General features: G+C 62.2%; 17 protein-coding genes and 1 tRNA gene. 12 read left to right on the top strand and 6 right to left on the bottom strand.

The window, feature by feature from the left end:
• Positions 1-36: 36 nt before the first annotated feature.
• Both KD146_RS01230 and KD146_RS01225 read right to left on the bottom strand, forming a co-directional pair.
• Positions 37-1008, bottom strand: coding sequence for an acetylxylan esterase (locus KD146_RS01230; protein WP_212656939.1), 972 nt, complete (start codon positions 1006-1008; stop codon positions 37-39).
• Between the two features lie 157 nt (positions 1009-1165).
• Positions 1166-1242 (bottom strand) — tRNA-Met (locus KD146_RS01225).
• A gap of 229 nt (positions 1243-1471) precedes the next feature.
• On the opposite strand from KD146_RS01225, the gene KD146_RS01220 reads away from it, so the two are divergent.
• Positions 1472-2422 carry a ring-cleaving dioxygenase gene (locus KD146_RS01220; protein WP_212656938.1) on the top strand — a complete coding sequence of 317 codons (951 nt, stop codon included), beginning with the start codon at positions 1472-1474 and terminating at the stop codon, positions 2420-2422.
• A gap of 46 nt (positions 2423-2468) precedes the next feature.
• On the opposite strand, the gene KD146_RS01215 is transcribed toward KD146_RS01220, so the two are convergent.
• Entirely contained in the window at positions 2469-4484 is a 2016-nt protein-coding gene (locus KD146_RS01215) for a vWA domain-containing protein (protein WP_212656937.1), read from the bottom strand.
• On the bottom strand, positions 4481-4993 hold the full coding sequence (locus KD146_RS01210) for an RNA polymerase sigma factor (RefSeq protein WP_212659059.1): 513 nt from the start codon (positions 4991-4993) through the stop codon (positions 4481-4483). The genes KD146_RS01215 and KD146_RS01210 overlap by 4 nt, the downstream gene beginning before the upstream one ends.
• Positions 4994-5141: 148 nt before the next feature.
• On the opposite strand from KD146_RS01210, the gene KD146_RS01205 reads away from it, so the two are divergent.
• Positions 5142-5336: a hypothetical protein gene (locus tag KD146_RS01205; RefSeq protein ID WP_212656936.1), complete on the top strand. Its 195-nt coding sequence runs from the start codon at positions 5142-5144 to the stop codon at positions 5334-5336.
• A 6-nt stretch (positions 5337-5342) separates the two neighbouring features.
• Here the strand turns inward: KD146_RS01205 and mnmA are convergent, their stop codons facing one another.
• Complete coding sequence (mnmA, locus tag KD146_RS01200) at positions 5343-6494, bottom strand: tRNA 2-thiouridine(34) synthase MnmA (RefSeq protein ID WP_212656935.1); 1152 nt, start codon at positions 6492-6494, stop codon at positions 5343-5345.
• 251 nt (positions 6495-6745) lie between these two features.
• Here mnmA and KD146_RS18425 point away from each other — a divergent pair, with 251 nt between their 5' ends.
• The 3 genes from KD146_RS18425 (at position 6746) to sciP (ending at position 9528) form a co-directional block, all read left to right on the top strand.
• Complete coding sequence (locus KD146_RS18425; protein WP_212656934.1) at positions 6746-8335, top strand: flagellar hook-length control protein FliK; 1590 nt, start codon at positions 6746-6748, stop codon at positions 8333-8335.
• Positions 8336-8347: 12 nt separating this feature from the next.
• On the top strand, positions 8348-9055 hold the full coding sequence (locus KD146_RS01190; RefSeq protein WP_212656933.1) for a flagellar hook assembly protein FlgD: 708 nt from the start codon (positions 8348-8350) through the stop codon (positions 9053-9055).
• 194 nt (positions 9056-9249) lie between these two features.
• Positions 9250-9528: a CtrA inhibitor SciP gene (gene sciP / locus KD146_RS01185; protein WP_035102845.1), complete on the top strand. Its 279-nt coding sequence runs from the start codon at positions 9250-9252 to the stop codon at positions 9526-9528.
• 74 nt (positions 9529-9602) lie between these two features.
• Here sciP and KD146_RS01180 read toward each other — a convergent pair whose 3' ends face one another.
• On the bottom strand, positions 9603-10226 hold the full coding sequence (locus KD146_RS01180; RefSeq protein ID WP_212656932.1) for a glutathione S-transferase family protein: 624 nt from the start codon (positions 10224-10226) through the stop codon (positions 9603-9605).
• 161 nt (positions 10227-10387) lie between these two features.
• Between KD146_RS01180 and fliF the strand changes: the two genes are divergently transcribed.
• The 7 genes from fliF to KD146_RS01145 are packed head-to-tail and all read left to right on the top strand — an operon-like array spanning position 10388 to position 17920.
• A complete protein-coding gene (fliF, locus tag KD146_RS01175; RefSeq protein WP_212656931.1) occupies positions 10388-12016 on the top strand; it encodes a flagellar basal-body MS-ring/collar protein FliF in 1629 nt (542 codons plus the stop codon).
• Positions 12017-12021: 5 nt separating this feature from the next.
• Positions 12022-13110, top strand: coding sequence for a flagellar motor switch protein FliG (fliG, locus tag KD146_RS01170; RefSeq protein WP_212656930.1), 1089 nt, complete (start codon positions 12022-12024; stop codon positions 13108-13110).
• Positions 13111-13761 (top strand): FliH/SctL family protein, encoded by a 651-nt coding sequence (locus KD146_RS01165; RefSeq protein WP_212656929.1) that lies wholly within the window; start codon positions 13111-13113, stop codon positions 13759-13761.
• A gap of 59 nt (positions 13762-13820) precedes the next feature.
• Positions 13821-14111 carry a flagellar motor switch protein FliN gene (gene fliN / locus KD146_RS01160; protein WP_212659058.1) on the top strand — a complete coding sequence of 97 codons (291 nt, stop codon included), beginning with the start codon at positions 13821-13823 and terminating at the stop codon, positions 14109-14111.
• Positions 14112-14125: 14 nt separating this feature from the next.
• Positions 14126-15493, top strand: coding sequence for a sigma-54-dependent transcriptional regulator FlbD (gene flbD, locus KD146_RS01155; protein ID WP_212656928.1), 1368 nt, complete (start codon positions 14126-14128; stop codon positions 15491-15493).
• Positions 15494-15500: 7 nt separating this feature from the next.
• The gene (flhA, locus tag KD146_RS01150) at positions 15501-17636 is read left to right on the top strand and encodes a flagellar biosynthesis protein FlhA (protein WP_212656927.1); all 2136 of its coding nucleotides are present in this window, start codon (positions 15501-15503) and stop codon (positions 17634-17636) included.
• On the top strand, positions 17633-17920 hold the full coding sequence (locus tag KD146_RS01145; protein ID WP_345790804.1) for a putative quinol monooxygenase: 288 nt from the start codon (positions 17633-17635) through the stop codon (positions 17918-17920). Before flhA ends, KD146_RS01145 begins: the two co-directional genes overlap by 4 nt.
• Position 17921: the final 1 nt, after the last annotated feature.

Genomic DNA, 17921 nt, shown 5'->3' with positions numbered 1-17921 from the left:
TTCTTGCGCAAGGCAAGCCCTTTCGGCAATTATCCCCTACACACCAAAGCGCTGCCCCAGCCACTTCATCTGCTCGCGCTCCTGAAAAGGCCCGCCGCCTTCGTGATTGTTGAACTCATATTCGTGGATCGTCTTGTCGCTGCCGCCATAGGCGTTATAGGCGCCGTAAACCGTTGATGCCGGACAGATATCATCCATCAGCGCCACCGAAAACAGCGCCGGCGCCTTGGCCTGCCGGGCAAAGCATACCCCATCGAAATAGCGCAGTGTTTCAAACACTTGGGACTTCTTGTCGCGATGTTGGGCCATAAACCGCACCAACTCGCCATAGGGGTCTCGCTGCGCCTTGGCTACGGCGCGCGGAAAGTCCGACAGGAACGGCACATCGGGCATTGCTGCCGCCACACGCTCGTCGATCCCCGCCACCGCCAGCGTGATGCCGCCGCCCTGGCTGCCGCCACACACCGCGATCCGGCTGGCATCGACAAAGTCCTGCGCCACCATGGCATCAATCGCCCGCACCCCGTCGGTGAACAGGCGGCGATAATAATAGTCGTGTCTGTCCAGAATGCCCTTGGTCATCACCCCCGGCAGCGACGCCGTCGAGCCCACCGGGTCGGCCGTTGTGCCCGTGCTCCAGCCACTGCCCTGCCCGCGCGTATCCATGCGCAGATAGGCATAGCCCGAAGCGGTCCAATGCAATTGCTCATGTGGAAATCCCCGCCCGCCGCCATAACCCTGAAACTGTACTACTAGCGGCAGCCGCCCGCTCCGCTGCGTCGGCAGCATCAGCCAGGCCTTGACCGGATGCCCGCCAAAGCCGGGGAATGTCACGTCGAACACCTCGACGGCCTTGAGCGAACTGGCCACCGGCTCCATGCTGACGGTCCCGCCAATCGCCCGCGCTTCGGCAATCGTGCTCGCCCAGAACGCAGAGAAATCCCCCGGCGTTTCGACCGCACTATTATAGGCCCCGAGTTCGGGCTGAATCAGATCAGGAAACGGCATGGCAAACCCCTCAGTAAAGACGCGGCCACCATGCACCAGCCGCCGCTACCATACCAGATGGGAGTGACGAAACTTCAAAGGCGGAGTCCATTAGCCGGTACTGAACACCAGAAACCAAAAACCCCCAGAAACCGTTCGGTCTCTGAGGGTTTGAAATTGGTAGCGAAGCCCAGATTTGAACTGGGGACACATGGATTATGATTCCACTGCTCTAACCAACTGAGCTACTCCGCCATAAGGCGTTACGCCCGCCGGGTGACCCGCGCTGCGTAAGTGCGGCCTATTTAGGTTTGGCGCCTGCGGCTGTCAAGCGGCTTGCAGCCCCTTGGCAGTGATCAAATGCCCGTTGTTCAAAAATCGACATCAGTCTGTCCTAATTGGACCGCTGCACAAGCCCGCTAATGTGCACTACATCTAGGCCAACAGACACGGCGCCCCCTGCGCCACCACAGGAGACTTCACCATGACGCTCGAACTCGGAGGTATCCATCACCTCACGGCGGTCACCGCCGAGCCGAAGAAGAATTTGGCCTTCTATACCAAGACCCTGGGCATGCGACTGATCAAGAAGACGGTCAATCAGGACCAGACCACCGCCTATCACCTGTTCTATGGTGACGGCGTTGCCTCCCCCGGTGCCGATCTGACCTTCTTCGATTTCGATACCGTGCGCGAGCAGCGGGGCAATCACACCGTCAGCCGCACCGGCCTGCGCGTCGATAGCCTGGACAGCCTGAACTGGTGGAAAGACCACCTGCAGGGCCACAATGTCGGCACCAGCGCGATCAAGGAGCGCAACGGGCAGCTCTCGCTCGATTTCGAGGATTTCGAAGGCCAGCGTTTCTGCATGGTCATTGATGAAGCCAACAAGGTTGTGCCCTGGGCCAAGTCGCCCGTACCCGCAGAGCGCCAGATCATTGGTCTGGGTCCGATCAGCATGGCCGTGCCCCGGCTGGACCGTACCGAGGCTGTCCTCACCCAGGTGATGAACATGCGCAAGGTCCGCTCCTACGCCACCACCAGCCACACCGCTGAAACCCATGTCTTTGAAATGGGCCCCGGCGGTCCGGGTGCAGAACTCCATGTCGTGGTCGATCCCAATATGGGCCCAGCCCGTCCCGGTGCCGGTGGCGTCCACCATGTCGCCTTCCGCACGCCCGATCAGGACAGCCTGCGGCTGTGGATCGATCGTGTGACCCAGGCTGGCATTCGCTCCAGTGGCGAGGTCGAGCGTTTCTACTTTACCTCGCTCTACTTCCGCGAGCCCAATGGCATCCTGTTCGAGATTGCCACTGACGTTCCCGGCTTCGCCACCGACGAGCCCATGGAATCGCTGGGCGCAACCCTGTCGCTGCCCCCATTCCTTGAAGGCCAGCGCGCCAGCATCGAGGCCAATCTCAAGCCACTCGACTAGGCTTGAAGCATCTGCCCCCGGCCCGGCGGCCGGGGGCTTTTTGTGTCTATTCGCAGGCCGTCTCGGCCGTGGCGCGGCACGCGGCAGCCGTGTCGGGCTTGAGCAGGGCCGCCGTGCGGACCAACTGGATGAATTCGGCGCGATAGCCGCTCTCATCGGCGCCCCGGCCGGCCTGCGCCAGGGCAGCAATATCGTCCCAACCCAAGGCCTGACCATAATCGGAGCCCTTCAGCTTCTGCCCGAACGCGGCCACCGCGGCGGCAAACTTCTGGTCCACCCCGGCATCGGCAATATCGCCATAGGCCAGATCGGCGGTCACGGGCTGTTCGATCAGCTGGCTGACATCGCTGTCGGGCAGCTTGTAGCGCATCTTGAGAAACGCGATTTCGCCCTCAGCGTCCCCTGCCTGGGCATCGCTGCCATAACGCAGCGGATCCACCAGTGCGCCGGGCGAACCGACAGGCGTGATCTCATATAGCGCAGTCACATTATGCCCGGCCCCGACATCGCCGGCATCAACCGCATCATTGTTGAAGTCTTCACGGTTGAGGGCGCGGGTTTCATAGCCGATCAGGCGATATTCCGCGACGCTGGCCGGGTTGAACTCGACCTGCACCTTCACATCCTTGGCGATCATGTCCAAGGTCGAACCGCCCTCCTCCACCAGCACCTTCTGGGCTTCGCGGAAGCTTGAGATATAGCTGGCATTGCCATTCCCGTTCTGCGCCAGCGCCTGCATGGTCGCATCATCCAGATTGCCCCGGCCAAAACCCAGCACCGACAGGGTGACGCCACCGTCCCGCTGGGTCTTGATGAAGTCCTCCAGCGCATCGGGATCATCAATCCCCACATTGAAGTCGCCATCGGTGGCCAGGATTACCCGATTGGTGCCGCCCTCGACCTTGGCCTGTTCGGCCAGCTGATAGGCCAGGCTGATACCTGCGGCGCCGGCTGTGCCGCCACCAGCGGCGAGATCATCCAGCGCGGCCAGGATCTTGGCCTTCTCGCTCGCAGCCGTCGGCTCCAGCACCACACCGGCAGACCCCGCATAGACCACGATCGAAACACTGTCGCGCGCGTCCAGTTGCTCAACCAGCAACCCGAAGGCGCGCTTGAGCAGCGGCAGTTTGTCCGGCGCATTCATAGAGCCCGATGTGTCGATCAGAAACACCAGATTGCTCGGCGTGTCCGCCTCGGTCGGCGGCACATAGCCTTTGATGCCGATCTGCAGCAATTGCGTGTCCGGGTTCCAAGGCGTGGGATAAACCACCACGCTGGGCTGAAACGGCACCGCTGCGCTGCTCGCTGGCGCATAGTCATAGGGGAAGTAATTCAGCAGCTCTTCAATACGCACCGCATCGGGCTCGGGCAGCAGCCCGTCCTCCAGCATCCGCCGCACATAGGCATAGCTGGCCGTGTCGACATCAACCGAAAAGGTCGACACCGGCGCATCGGCCACCACTTGCAGCCGCTGCTCGTCAAAGTCGCTGAACACGTCCCCGCTCGGATCTGCCGGCGCCATGGCCAGCGATGGCGCCGGCATGGCCCCACCAATGGCATCGCTTTCGGCCATTACCATCGGCACCGTGTTGCGGGCAATCTGCCCCATGGGCGCGGCCTTGCTTGCCGCTGCTGGCTGGGGCGCATCGGCAGTGCTCATCAGTTGATCGCTCAACACCGGCGCAGGCTCGGCCACCGCCAACGCCTCTTTGATCTCGCTGGGTGCCAAGGGCGCCACATTGCGCTGTGCAGCGGGTGCACTGGGCGTCAGCGAGGTGCTCGAATAAAGCTGATAGCCCAGCGGCAGAACGAGCAGGGCGATGGCGGCAGTACCAATGGGGATACGCAGATCCATGATCGATTTCCCTTTCAAGGAAGTGATGATGGCAGTGAGACGCTGCCCCCAGTCCATTCCTTGGGTTGGTGCATTCGATTTTTCCTGCGCACCGGCAAAAGCGGCCATTCCCGCCGCCAGCGCTTTCTGCCGCGCATCAGCATCGGGCGTCGGTGCAGTGGCCCCGCGCAGCTGCTCAAATGGATCGTTTGGATGTTCGTTGCTCATAGCAACCCTCTCAGGGTCTTGCGCGCCTGGTGGACATGAAACGACACGGTGGCCTCACCAATGCCCATGATCTCGGCCGCCGCCGCGTGACTCAACTCTTCGGCGTAGACCAACAGCACCGCATCGCGCTGTTTCTCGGGCAGCCGCCGCACCGCCGCCCATAGCTGGACCGAGGTTGCCGCAGCTTCCTGTTCGGCAGGGTGATCGTCCGGCGCGACCTCGGCATAGGCCTCGGCATGGCGCGCGCGCCGCGTGGATTGCCGCTGCAGATCGCGCACCGCATTGATGGTGATGCGATACACCCAGCTGGAAAACGCCGAGCGACCATCAAATTGCCCGATCACCCGGCCCAGCTTGACGCAGACGTCCTGGGCAATGTCTTCGGCATCGCTGGCATTGCCGCTCCATTTCCAGGCCACCCGGTGGATGCGATCATAATGGGCCGCGATCAACGCGCCGAACGCAGCCGCATCGCCGTTCTGCGCGCGCACCACCAGCCCCTGCGTCAGCGCGGCCTGATCAATCGGTATTTCGGGGTCTGGTCCCGTCACTGCTGCCTGCACTCGCGCCTACCGGAATTGCCACTCTAGTGGTAAGACGCCGCTGCGCCCCAATAGCTTTGGGTCCAATGCAGATATTTTTTGAGAAGCCATCGCCATGACAGATCCCAAGCCCAGCCCGTTCAAGCTCAACCGCACGCGCCTGTTCCTGCTGGCCATGGGCGTGCTGGTGGTGCTGATCGCCATTTCCACCGCCATGGGTGGGCTGAGCTCCTATCAGCAGCTCAAGGAAGCCGCCAATGAGGCCAGGGCTGAAGCGGCCGCCACCTCAGCCGAGGCGCCAGCCGAATAATTATCCTCAGGCAGCCGCAAATACCTGCGGCACGGCCTCGGCGATAAAACCGCCACCCCAGACTTCGGACGTGGCGCTGTCATCGGCATAGAACACGCAGGCCTGTCCGGGGGACACGCCATATTCGCCGCTCACCAGCGTCACGAACACCTCGCCATCGCGGCTCTGGATCACCGCCGATTGCGGGCCGGTGGTTGAGCGGATCTTGACCTCGACCGGCGCGCCATTGCCAGCGCTCAGTTCGGCCAGCGGCGTGCCGCCAAGCCAGTTCACGTTGCGCAGCCGCACTGTATGGGTCTTGAGCGCTTCACGCGGCCCGACAATCACCTGACGCGTCTTGTAGTCGAGCTTGATCACATAGAGCGGCTCGGCGGCTGCAATGCCCAGCCCCTTGCGCTGCCCGATCGTGTAATTGACGATTCCCTCATGGCTGCCCAGCACGCGGCCATCCAGATGCACAATCTCGCCGGTCGCCACCGCCTCGGGATGCATCTTGCGGATAATGTCGGCATATTTGCCCTGCGGCACAAAGCAGATGTCCTGGCTGTCGTGCTTTTCAGCAATCTCAAGCCCCATCTCGCGCGCCATTTCGCGCACCGCCGCCTTGCTCATCCCGCCCAGCGGAAAGCGCAGATAATTCAGCTGGTCCTGCGTCGTGGCGAACAGGAAATAGGTCTGGTCGCGCTCGGCATCGACCGGCCGGAACAATTGCCGCCGCCCGTCCTCGCCCAGCCGCGACTGCACATAATGCCCCGTCGCCAGCACATCGGCACCCAGATCCTGGGCCACCGCCATCAGGTCCACGAACTTGACCGACTGGTTGCAGGCAATGCACGGCACCGGCGTTTCGCCCTGCTGATAGGCATTGGCAAACGGCGCGATCACGCTCTTTTTGAAGCGCTCTTCGTAATCGAGCACATAATGGGGAATGTTCAGTGCTGCAGCGACGCGGCGCGCATCGTGAATATCCTGCCCCGCGCAACACGCGCCTTTGCGATGGGTAGCCTCGCCATGATCATAGAGTTGCAGTGTGACGCCGACGACGTCATAGCCCTGCTGGGCCAATAGCCCCGCCACGACCGAGGAATCCACGCCACCCGACATCGCGACGACAACGCGCGTGTCTTCAGGGCGCTTGGCAATATCAAGCGAGTTCATCTGTTTCCTGTATCCGGTTGGGTTCAAGGGCCAGCGGACCAAATTTTGGTAGGCGCTAGATAGCGGTTTCCCGGCCCTGTCGCAACAATTGCCCGGCAAGATTTGCCCCTTGGGACGATCAAGCGCAGCGCCCTGGCCCACTGCGCTTGCGCTAAGCCATTCTTGCACATGCGTTTTCTGACCAGATGCCGACTTGGCAAGGCGCTTGCATTGAACTGGGCGGACTAGTCTCTTTTTGCGAGCCCAAACACGTGGCATCTCATCTGACCGTTACATCCAAGGCCCCGGCCGGCATCACGACCACCAAGGCGCTCAACGCCCAGGGTACGGCTGAAACCGAGCCCGGCGTGATGGGCGCATTTGCGGCCATGCTCGGTGGCGGCGACAAAGCCGCCGATACCAAGGCCGACGGCGGCGCCAAGCCCACGCTGAGCCTGAGTGCAGTGGCCGACCTGATCAAGGGCATAGGCTGGGGCAAGGACACCCAGGCGGGCGGTGAAGACCCCGAGGCAGTCGCCGCGGTCATCGATGCTACTGCGCCAATTGAAACAACCGATGAGGCCAAGGCCCTGCTCACCGATCTGGTGAACAGCCTGGCCAACCTCAAGCAGGCAATCGACGCTGGCGAGACCGTCGACCCGGAACTGCTCACCCACATCAATGAAGCGCTCGAAGGGCTTTCCGCCAAATTCAATATCGATCTGTCCGCCACCGCCGGCCTGGACGATCTGACCGCGCTCACCACCGCCATCGTGGATGGCGACGGCAATGCAGCGGCGCAATTGACCCAGGCGCTGGCACCGCTGGCCCAGACCATGCTGGCCGGCGAAGTCGGACCAGCGGCCAGTGCCGAGCTGTCCGCCATCGTCAAGTCGGTCAGCGAGAAGCTCGTTGCACTGTTGCAGCAACTCAATAGCGGCGCGGTCAGCGCCGATGATCTGGCGGCTATGGGCCTGCAGGCCGATGACAGCTTCGATGCCGATCTGCAAGCGGCTCTGGCCAAGCTGGTCAACCCCGCGCCCAAGCTTGAAACCAGCGCGGCCACCCAGTCTCTGGCGGCCCCTGCGCTCAAGCTCACCGAACCAACCTTGACCGGCAAGGCCGACGCCAGCGGCACCACCGCGCCGGCCGCCACCAGCGAAACCACCGAGGGCGCCGAGGCAGATATCAAGCTGACGGCCGCCGCCACCGGCAATCAGTCCGACGCCGAAACCGGCGATCGCGCTGGCGACAAGCCTGCCGAAGACAAAAAGCCCATCGACGCCAAGGCACCTGCCGCAACACCCGTTGCCGCAGCGACCGACGCGGAGCGTGCCGAGGCGCAGGCAGCAACCCAGGCGGCCCCGCAGGCCGTGCGCATCGACGCCGTGGCAACACGCGCCGTTCAGCCCGGCTATCAGACCAGCCAGCAACAGCTCAACCTGCCCCAATTGGCGTTCGAGCTGGTCCGTCAGGTCAATGAGGGCAATACGCGCTTTCAGATGCGGCTCGACCCCCCTGAACTGGGCCGCATCGACGTCCGGCTCGATATCGACAAGGGCGGCCAGATCAATGCCCGTCTGGTGGTAGAAAAATCCGAAACGCTCGATCTGATGCAGCGCGACCAGCGCGCACTGGAAAAGGCGCTGCAGCAGGCGGGCCTCGATGGCGCCAAGACCAATCTCGAATTCTCGCTCAAGCAGAACCCCTTCAGTGGCGGCCAGCAGCAGGGTCGCGACGATCAGGGCCAGAAATTCAGTCTGAACGGCATGGGCGCCGGCGATATCGAAGAAGCGCCGCCCCCAACCGTCAACCTCTATCGCGGCAGCCTCACGGCGAGCGGCGTCAACATCATCGCGTAAGGAGTAGATGTCATGGCAGTCAGTGGCGTTTCAGGTACCGGCACATCAAGTACATCGACAGCCCGCGCCGGTATCGCGGACAATTTCGACACCTTCCTCAACATCTTGACCACACAGCTCAAGAACCAGAATCCACTCGATCCGCTCGACACTAACCAGTTCACCCAGCAATTGGTGCAGTTCTCCGGCGTCGAGCAGCAGCTCAAGGCCAATGAGTTCCTTGAGACCCTGATGCTGGCCGGTCAGAATACCGCCAAGTCCGATGCTGTCTCCTATATTGGCAAACAGGTGACCTCCACCGGCAAGACGGGCGAGCTGACCGACAAGGAAGCCGTGTTCTGGTCCTATAATGCCGAAGCCCAGGTCGCCAACGCCACCGTCACCATCAAGAATGCCGGCGGCAGCGTGGTGTACACCGAAACCGGCTCGCTCAATGCAGGCCCCGGCACCTTCCGCTGGGATGGCATGGGCAGCGACGGCAATACCCAGCCCAATGGCATCTACACAATCGACATCAAGGGCAGCAACGTTCAGGGTCGCACTGTTGACGTAACAACCTCTTCGATCGGCATCGCCTCCGGCGTGGACTTCACCGGTAGTGTCCCAATCCTGACCGTTGGGTCACGCAAGGTGGCCATCACCGACGTGACCGACGTGCGCCTGCCACCGACCTCGACCACCACCGTGGGCGACCAGGAACAGGCTGAAACCACCAGCTAGCAAGTGGTTCCCCCCCATCACCGATCCTTCCGTCAGGCCACCTCCGGGTGGCCTTTCGCATTCATGAAAAAAGTGAACCGGCGCTTGGGGAATTCGGGGCTGGCCTTAACCAGTTGTAAGTTTCCCCTTAGTCGAATTTTAAGGCAGTTGGCCTAGTCTACTCATCATATGGTCAGGTTTGAGTAGAGAGTAAAATGACCGTACAGATGCGACCTCGCGTTAAGTACGTTATCGGACCGGACGGAAGTCCGCTCACGATTGCAGATCTTCCCCCCGCTAATACGCGGAGGTGGGTCATTCGCCGTAAAGCCGAAGTCGTCGCTGCTGTGCGCGGCGGTTTGCTTAGCCTCGAAGAGGCATGCGACCGTTACACGCTTAGCGTCGATGAATTCTTGAATTGGCAAGCGGCTATCGACAAGCATGGACTGGCTGGATTGCGGACAACCTGGATCCAGCACTACCGCGAAGGCTGAGCCGAAAGGCTCGTAGCTCAGATTTTCAAAGCCCGCCCGGTTCTCCGGGCGGGCTTTGCTGTTGTGCGGCCCCCTCAGGGCGTCTGCGGAGCCAGCCAGGCCTTGGCCGCTGGCCGCTCCATCATGCGCTCATAATAGGCCTGCGCGGCCGGCATGGGCGCATGCTCAAAGGGGATGGCAAACCAGCGATGCAATCCTAGCGTGATGGCAATATCGGCCAGCGAAAAGCACTCGCCCACCACAAACGCCCCGCCCTTGGCCAGATGCGCCTCGATGATCGCCATCTTGCCGGCCCATAGCGCGATGCTTTTCGCCAGGGCGTCAGCATTGTCATAGCCCGGTTCCTTGCGGATGATCGCCCGCAGCGGATAGCCCCAATGGGCACCCAGTTCGGTATTTTGCCATTCCACCCACTGCATCACCAGCGCCTGCTCACGCGCCGTTTCGGGCAGCAACGCCCCCTTGCCATGGGCCTGATTGATGTAACCCATGATCGCGATGCTCTCCCAGAGCACGAAATCATCCTCGATCAGTACCGGCACCTGCCCATTGGGATTGAGCGCCAGAAACTCGGGCACGCGGGGGTCGCGCAGGGGTTGTCCCCAGTCTTCGCGTTCATAGGGCACACCCAGTTCATCGAGCGCCCAAAGCGCCTTGCGCACGTTGATTGACGTCACTCGGCCCAGGATTTTGAGCATGGAAGAGAACCTTTCATTCACTTAGCTCGGCATTTTCTGCCGGAAATTGCATTCCGCAACAATTCGTTAAGACTCTGTTTACCACCAGCTAGGTAATTTTTGCCCAGCGATCACCGCGCAGATTTGCGTTTGAATCAGCCCAGTTTGAATCGAGTGCCGGCTTGGACAATTTCACACAGTTGATGAACCGCATAGGATTGCCGCGACTGGCAGCTATGGCGACGGTCGCTGTGCTCATGCTCGGCTTCTTTGCCTTTCTGATCATGCGGGCCCAGACCCCGAACCTGGCGCCACTCTATACCGGGCTGAGCCTGGAAGACTCCTCGGCCATCATCAGCGAACTGCAGACGATGAACACGCCCTACGAGCTGCGGGGCGAAGGCGATACCATTCTGGTGCCGCGCGACCAGATCACCACGCTGCGCATGACCCTGGCCGGCTCGGGCCTGCCCCAGCGCGGTCAGGTCGGCTATGAGATCTTCGATCAGCAGTCGACCCTGGGCGCCACCAGCTTCGTTCAGAACATCAACAATGTCCGTGCCCTTGAAGGCGAACTGGCCCGCACCATCAACTCGCTGACCCGCATCAAGTCGGCCCGCGTGCATCTGGTGCTGCCCGAGCGCGAACTGTTCCGCCGCGAACGCAAGGACCCAACGGCCTCCATCGTGCTCTCGGTGCGGGGCGAACTGGCTTCGGGCGAAATTCGCGCCATTCAGCACATGGTCTCCTCGGCCATTGAGGGCATGAGCCCGACCCACGTCGCCATCGTCGATGATCAGGGCAATCTGCTGGCGTCCGGTTCGGGCGATGACGCTGAAGGCGCCCTGTCCGGTCAGGCAGCCGAGCGCACGCTCAGCTACGAAAACCGCATGCGCACCCGCGTCGAGGACATGCTGGCCAATGTGGTTGGCGCCGGTCGGGCTCGCGTTGAAGTCAGCGCCGAGATCGATTTCAACCGCTCCACCACCACCCAGGAAACCTTCGACCCCGAATCCCAGGTCGTCCGCTCCAGCCAGATCCGTGAAACCGAAAACCTCTCGGGCGGCGCCGATGGTCAGGTCACCGTTGCCAATGAACTGCCCGGCGCCAGCGGCAATAACGGCAACACCGCTACCGAAAAGGGCACTTCCACCGAGGAAGTGACCAATTACGAAATCTCCAAGACCACCCAGACCGCCGTTACCGAAGCAGGCCAGATCAAGCGCCTCTCGGTCGCCGTGGTTGTCGATGGCGTCTATACCGACGAAGGAGATGGCAACGTCACCTACGCACCCCGCAGCGCCGAGGAAGTCACTCAGATCCTGACCCTGGTGCGCTCTGCTGTGGGCTATTCGGAGACCCGCGGCGACAGCGTCGAAGTGGTCAATATGCAGTTTGCCGAGCGGCCCGAGCTGGCAGCACCGGGCACCGATGCTTCCGGCGGCCTGCTCGACTTCACCCGCGACGACCTGATGAATGGCGCCGAAATGGCCGTCACCCTGCTCATCGCGCTGGCGCTGGTCTTCTTCGTGATGCGCCCGCTGCTCAAGAAGGTGCTGACACCCGAAACCAAGCCTTTGTCGCTGCCATCAGCGGCTGAAGTCGGCCACGCTGGTACACTGGGCCCCGATGGCCGTGTGATCAACGAGGAGCCCGACGAACCCAAGGACAAGACCCCCGCATGGGTCGCCAACGCCAAGTCGATGGGCGAAACACAGCTCCAGACGCTCAAAATGGTCGGCGACCTCGTTGAAGAAAACCCCAAGCAGGCCGCACTGATCGTGCGCGACTGGCTTGGTAGTGCAGCGTAACGATCATGGCCCTCGTATCCCAATCAGGTGAACCCGCTCAGCAGCCCGACGCCGCCAAGGCCCCGGGCCAGCTGGTCGTCAATGACGCCACCACCACCCGCGTCCTGACCGGTGACGAAAAGGCCGCAGCCCTGTTGCTGGCGCTGGGTCCCGATTACGGCAAGCCCATCTTTGACGAGCTCGACGAGCTTGAGGTCAAGCAGCTCAGCCGTGCCATGGTGCGCCTTGGCCCCATCACCCAGGAAATGCTCGATGACCTGATGGTCGAGTTTGTGACCGCGGTGTCCTCCAACGGCTCGCTCTCGGGCAATACCGATTCCACCGAACGCCTGCTGCTCAGCTTCCTCAGCCAGGACAAGGTCGATTCCATCATGGAAGAGATCCGCGGCCCCGCCGGCCGCAATATGTGGGAAAAGCTGTCCAACGTGCAGGCCGACGTGCTGGCCGCCTATCTCAAGAACGAATACCCCCAGACCATCGCCGTGGTGCTCTCCAAGATTGCCACCGAGCACGCCTCCCAGGTACTCGCCGTGCTGCCCGAAGAGCTGGCCATGGACGTCGTCCAGCGCATGCTCGGCCTTGACCCGGTGCAAAAGGAAATCCTCGAAAAGATCGAGTCCACCCTGCGCACCGAATTCATGTCCACGCTCAACCACTCCAAGCGCCGCGACAGCCACGAACAGATGGCCGAAATCTTCAACGCCTTCGATCGCCAGACCGAAGCGCGCTTCATCACCACGCTCGAGGAGAACAATCGCGACGATGCCGAGCGCATCAAGGCGCTGATGTTCACCTTCGAGGATCTGGCCAAGCTTGAATCCTCCGCCATTCAGACGCTGCTGGCCCGCATGGACAAAAAGGAACTCGCCATGGCGCTCAAGGGCGCCAACGACGCGATCAAGGAGACCTTCTTCGAGAACATGTCCGGCCGCACAGCCAAGCTGCTCAAGGACGACATGGAAGTCATGGGCCCCGTCCGCCTCAAGGATGTCGACGAAGCCCAGGGCCGCATGGTCTCCACGGCCAAGGATCTCGCTGCCAAGGGCGACATCGTGATCATGAAGACCAAAGCCGACGATCAGATGGTGGCGTAAGTGGCACAACCCGCACGTTTCAATTTTGATCTCGATATGGGGCAGAAGACCAAGGCCGCCCCAGCCAAGCCGACCGTGCCCGAAGACATGGTCGCCATGCTGGTCGCCCAGGCGCGCGAACAGGCTTTTGCCGAAGGACTGGCCGAAGGCGAGCGTTCGGCAACTGCCCAGGCGGCCCAGACCCTGGCGTCTGCCGCGGGCATGCTGGCCACCCATGGCGCCGAAATGGCCGCTGCCCTCGACGATGCGACCGCTCAGGCGCAGCGCGAAGCCATCGATCTGGCCAGCACTGTCGGGCGCAAGCTGGCCCTGCATCTTCTGGCCCGCTACCCCACTGTCGAGCTCGATGCGCTGATTGCCGAATGCATGCAGAGCCTGGGCGGCGTGCCGCATCTGGTCGTGCGCTGCCATCCCTCGATTGCCGACGGCATTCGCGACATCGCCACCGAGCACATGAAGACCTCGGGCTTTTCAGGCCGTCTGGTGGTCATGGGCGATCCCGACCAGCGCGTCGGTGACGGCAAGCTGGAATGGGTCGATGGCGGTCTGGTCCGCGATATCGGCGCCGTGTCCAAGGACATCGACAAGAAAATTTCCGCCTACCTCGCCGCCAAGTCCGGCAAGACCATTGCACAGGAGAGTGGCCATTGAGCGATTCTGATAACGAACCCGGCGCCGATACCGAAGACGGCGGCATCAACTTCGAAGAGATGCTGGCCAGTGTCAAGGAAGACGGGCCTGAGGCCTATGTCGAACGCAGCGCGGCAGATCTTGAAGCCGTCTTTGACGTCCCCGTCCGCATCTCGGTCGTATTGGGACGCACCAAGATGGCTGTCTCGGACCTGCTCAAGCTCGATACCGGCACCGTGATCGAGCTGGACCGCCAGGTTGGCGAGGCCGTCGAAATCTTCATCAATGAACGGCTGGTGGCACGCGGCGAAATCGTGCTGGTCGAGTCCAAGCTCGGCGTCACCATGACCGAAATCATCAAGCCGCAATAAGGGAGGCACTCAGGATGCGTCTGCTCATCATCGGGGCCCTCGAAGGCCAGCTCAGCGAAGCCACCAAGATGGCTATGAATGGCGGTGCCAAGGTGGCACACGCCCCCTCCGTCGAAATCGCCCTGGCTGCCCTGCGCGCCGGTCGCGGTGCCGATCTCCTGCTGGTCGATGTGGTCATGGATATTGCCGGGCTCATCGCCGGGCTCGAAGCTGAGCGCATTGCCATTCCCGTGGTCGCCTGCGGCGTTGAGGCCAATGCCGCCGCCGCCGTTAACGCCATCCGCGCCGGCGCCAAGGAATACATCCCCCTGCCGCCCGATGCCGAGCTGATTGCAGCCGTTATCGCCGCCGTGGCCCGCGACAGTGCCGAATTCCTGTTCCGCGATCCGGCCATGGAACGCGTGGTCAAGATGGCCGACCAGATCGCCGGCTCCGATGCCTCGATCCTGATCACCGGCGAGAGCGGCACCGGTAAGGAAGTGATCGCCAAATACGTTCACGCCCGCTCCAAGCGCGCCAACAAGCCCTTCATTTCCATCAACTGCGCGGCCATTCCCGAAGCGCTGCTGGAATCCGAGCTGTTCGGCCATGAAAAGGGCTCGTTCACCGGTGCCATCGCCCGCCGCATCGGCAAGTTCGAGGAAGCCTCGGGCGGCACCCTGCTGCTCGACGAAATCAGCGAGATGGACGTACGCCTGCAGTCCAAGCTGCTGCGCGCCATTCAGGAACGCCTGATCGACCGCGTCGGCGGCACCAAGCCCGTTCCCGTCGATATCCGAATTCTGGCTACATCCAACCGCAATCTCAGCGATGCTGTCCGTGAGGGCAGCTTCCGCGAAGATCTGCTGTTCCGTCTTAACGTCGTCAATCTCAAGCTCCCTGCCCTGCGCGATCGCCCCGGCGATATTGCTGCGCTGTCCGAGCATTTTGTCGACAAATATGCCAAGGCCAATGGCCTGCCCCCGCGCGTCCTGTCCCCGGACGCCCGTGCTGCCCTGCTCAAGGCCCCCTGGCCGGGAAATGTCCGTGAGCTGGAAAACACGTTGCACCGCGCGGTGTTGCTCTCGTCAGGCGATGTCATCGGTCCCGATGCCATTGTGCTGCCGGATGGCATGGGTTTGAACGAAGTCGCCGCGGCCAGCTCGCTATCAGCGCAGCTGGCCCAGACGGCCCAGACCATGTCGGCGGCCCTGGTCGGCCGCACCGTGGCCGATGTCGAGCGTGATTTGATACTGGATACCCTTGATCACACGCTGGGCAACCGCACGCATGCGGCCAATATTCTGGGCATCTCGATTCGCACGCTGCGCAACAAGCTCAACCAATATGCCGACGAAGGTACCAAGGTGCCTGATCCCGGTGAACGGCGCTCAGTCGCTTAGGACCTAGATGACCGACCTGCCCACAGGCCCCACACGAGCGCCGTTCAAGATTCCATCGGCTGCCTCGATTGTGGACATGCTGCGCTCGGGCGATATCGCCCTGGCGACAGGCGTCATGGGCCTCATCGTCATCCTCATCGTGCCGATGCCGCCGGTCTTGCTCGATGGCCTTCTGGCCATCTCGATCGTCTTCTCGGTAATGATCCTGATGACGGCACTGTTCATTCAGAAGCCGCTGGAATTCTCATCGTTTCCAACGGTTCTGCTGATCGCCACCATGCTGCGCCTGGGCCTGAACCTGGCCACCACACGCCTGATCCTGGCCGAAGGCCATACCGGCACCGCGGCGGCTGGCCACGTCATCGAAGCCTTCGGCAACTTCGTCATGCGCGGCAATTTCGTCATCGGCGTGGTGGTGTTTTCCATTCTGGTACTGGTCAACTTCATCGTCATCACCAAGGGTTCGGGCCGTATCGCCGAAGTGGCCGCCCGCTTCAGCCTGGACGCCATGCCCGGCAAGCAGATGGCCATCGACGCCGATCTCAGCGCCGGCCTGATCGACGAGGACACCGCCAAGAAGCGCCGCGCCGAGCTGGAAGGCGAAAGCGCCTTTTTCGGTAACATGGACGGTGCCTCCAAATTCGTGCGTGGCGATGCCATTGCCGGCCTGATCATCACCTTCATCAACGTCATCGCCGGCATTTTCATCGGCATGATGCAGGAAGGCCTGTCCGTTTCCGAAGCGGGCAATGTCTATACCCTGCTCACCATTGGTGACGGTCTGGTTTCCCAGATCCCTGCCCTGATCGTCTCCACCGCTGCCGGTATCCTGGTGTCCAAGTCCGGCGTTACCGGTTCGGCCGACAAGGCCCTGTCGGCTCAGTTCACCGGCTATCCACGCGCACTGGGCATGTCCTCGGCCGTCATGGGCCTGCTGGCCTTCCTGCCAGGCATGCCAGTCGTGCCCTTCCTGCTGATCTCGGGCACGGTGGGCTATGTCGCCTGGCGCTCGGCCCGTGCCAAGGATGAGCGCATCGCCGACGCCGAACTGGAAGCCACCACCAAGGCCCCGGCCCTGCCCGGCGGCCAGGGGCAGGCTGACGAACAGCCCATTACCGACAGCCTCAAGATTGACGAGCTCAAGCTCGAACTCGGCTATGGCCTGCTCAGCCTGGTCAAGGAAGACGAGAACGGCTCCGACCGCCTTACCGAACAGATCAAGGCCCTGCGCCGCCAGCTGGCCACCGAGCTTGGCTTTGTCATGCCGCCCGTCCGCATCCTGGACAACATGCAGCTTGAGCCCAACAGCTACAAAGTGCGCATCAAGGAAGTCGAAGCCGGCGCCGGCGAGATCTTTGCCAACCAGCTCATGGTCATGGACCCCTATGGCAATCAGATCGATCTGCCCGGCCATCACACCACCGAGCCGACCTTTGGGCTGCCGGCAACCTGGATCGAACCGGCGCTACGCGACGAAGCCGAGCTGCGCGGTCTGTCCATCATCGATCCATCCACGGTCATTTCCACCCATCTGACCGAAGTACTCAAGACCAATGTGGCGGACCTGCTCAGCTACGCTAATGTGCAGTCCCTGCTGTCCGGCCTGCCCAAGGAACAGCAAAAGCTGGTCGAGGACATCGTGCCCAGCCTGATTACGGTATCGGGCGTGCAGCGCGTGCTGCAAACCCTGCTCAACGAACGCATCTCGATCCGCGATCTGTCGACCATCCTCGAAGGCGTCGCCGAAATTGCCGGCAATGGCCGTTCGGTGCAGACCATTGCCGAGCACGTCCGCAGCCGTCTGGCGCGCCAGCTCTGCGCGGCCAATCTGGGCCCCGATGGCAATCTGCCGCTGCTCACCCTGGGCCCGCAATGGGAACGCGACTTCGCCGAAGCCATGGTGGGCGAAGGCGAGAACCGCCATCTGGCCATGGCCCCGTCGCGCCTGCAGCAGTTCATTGGTGCCGTTCAGTCCGCCTATGAGCGCGCTGCTCAGGTCGGTGAAATCCCCGTACTGATCACCTCGCCGGGCATTCGCTCCCATGTGCGCTCCATCGTCGAGCGCTTCCGTCCCCAGACTGTGGTGATGAGCCAGAACGAAGTGCACCCACGCATTCGCCTCAAGACCGTCGGCAGCGTCTGAGCCTGGGTAAGCTGCGCCTTCAGGGCTATCTTGAAGTGCCGCCAGAGCGCCGCGAGCAGGTCGGGGCCGCCCTGCCCCTGCATATGGAGCTGACACGCGCCGAACCCGGCTGCACGGCGTTTGAGGTGAACGAAAGGCCATCGCGGCCCGGCCATTTCCTGGTCACCGAGTGCTTTGTCGATCGCGCGGCCTTCGAGGCGCACCAGGATCGAGCCAGGGATACCGCATGGGCGCAGGTCACAGCGGGCCTGCCACGGCACTACACGATCACCGAAGAGGATTAGC

The organism is Devosia litorisediminis (genome assembly GCF_018334155.1).
Classification (GTDB): domain Bacteria; phylum Pseudomonadota; class Alphaproteobacteria; order Rhizobiales; family Devosiaceae; genus Devosia; species Devosia litorisediminis.
Note: the sequence above shows the minus strand (reverse complement) of the source record. Positions and strands in the feature narration are given on the sequence as shown.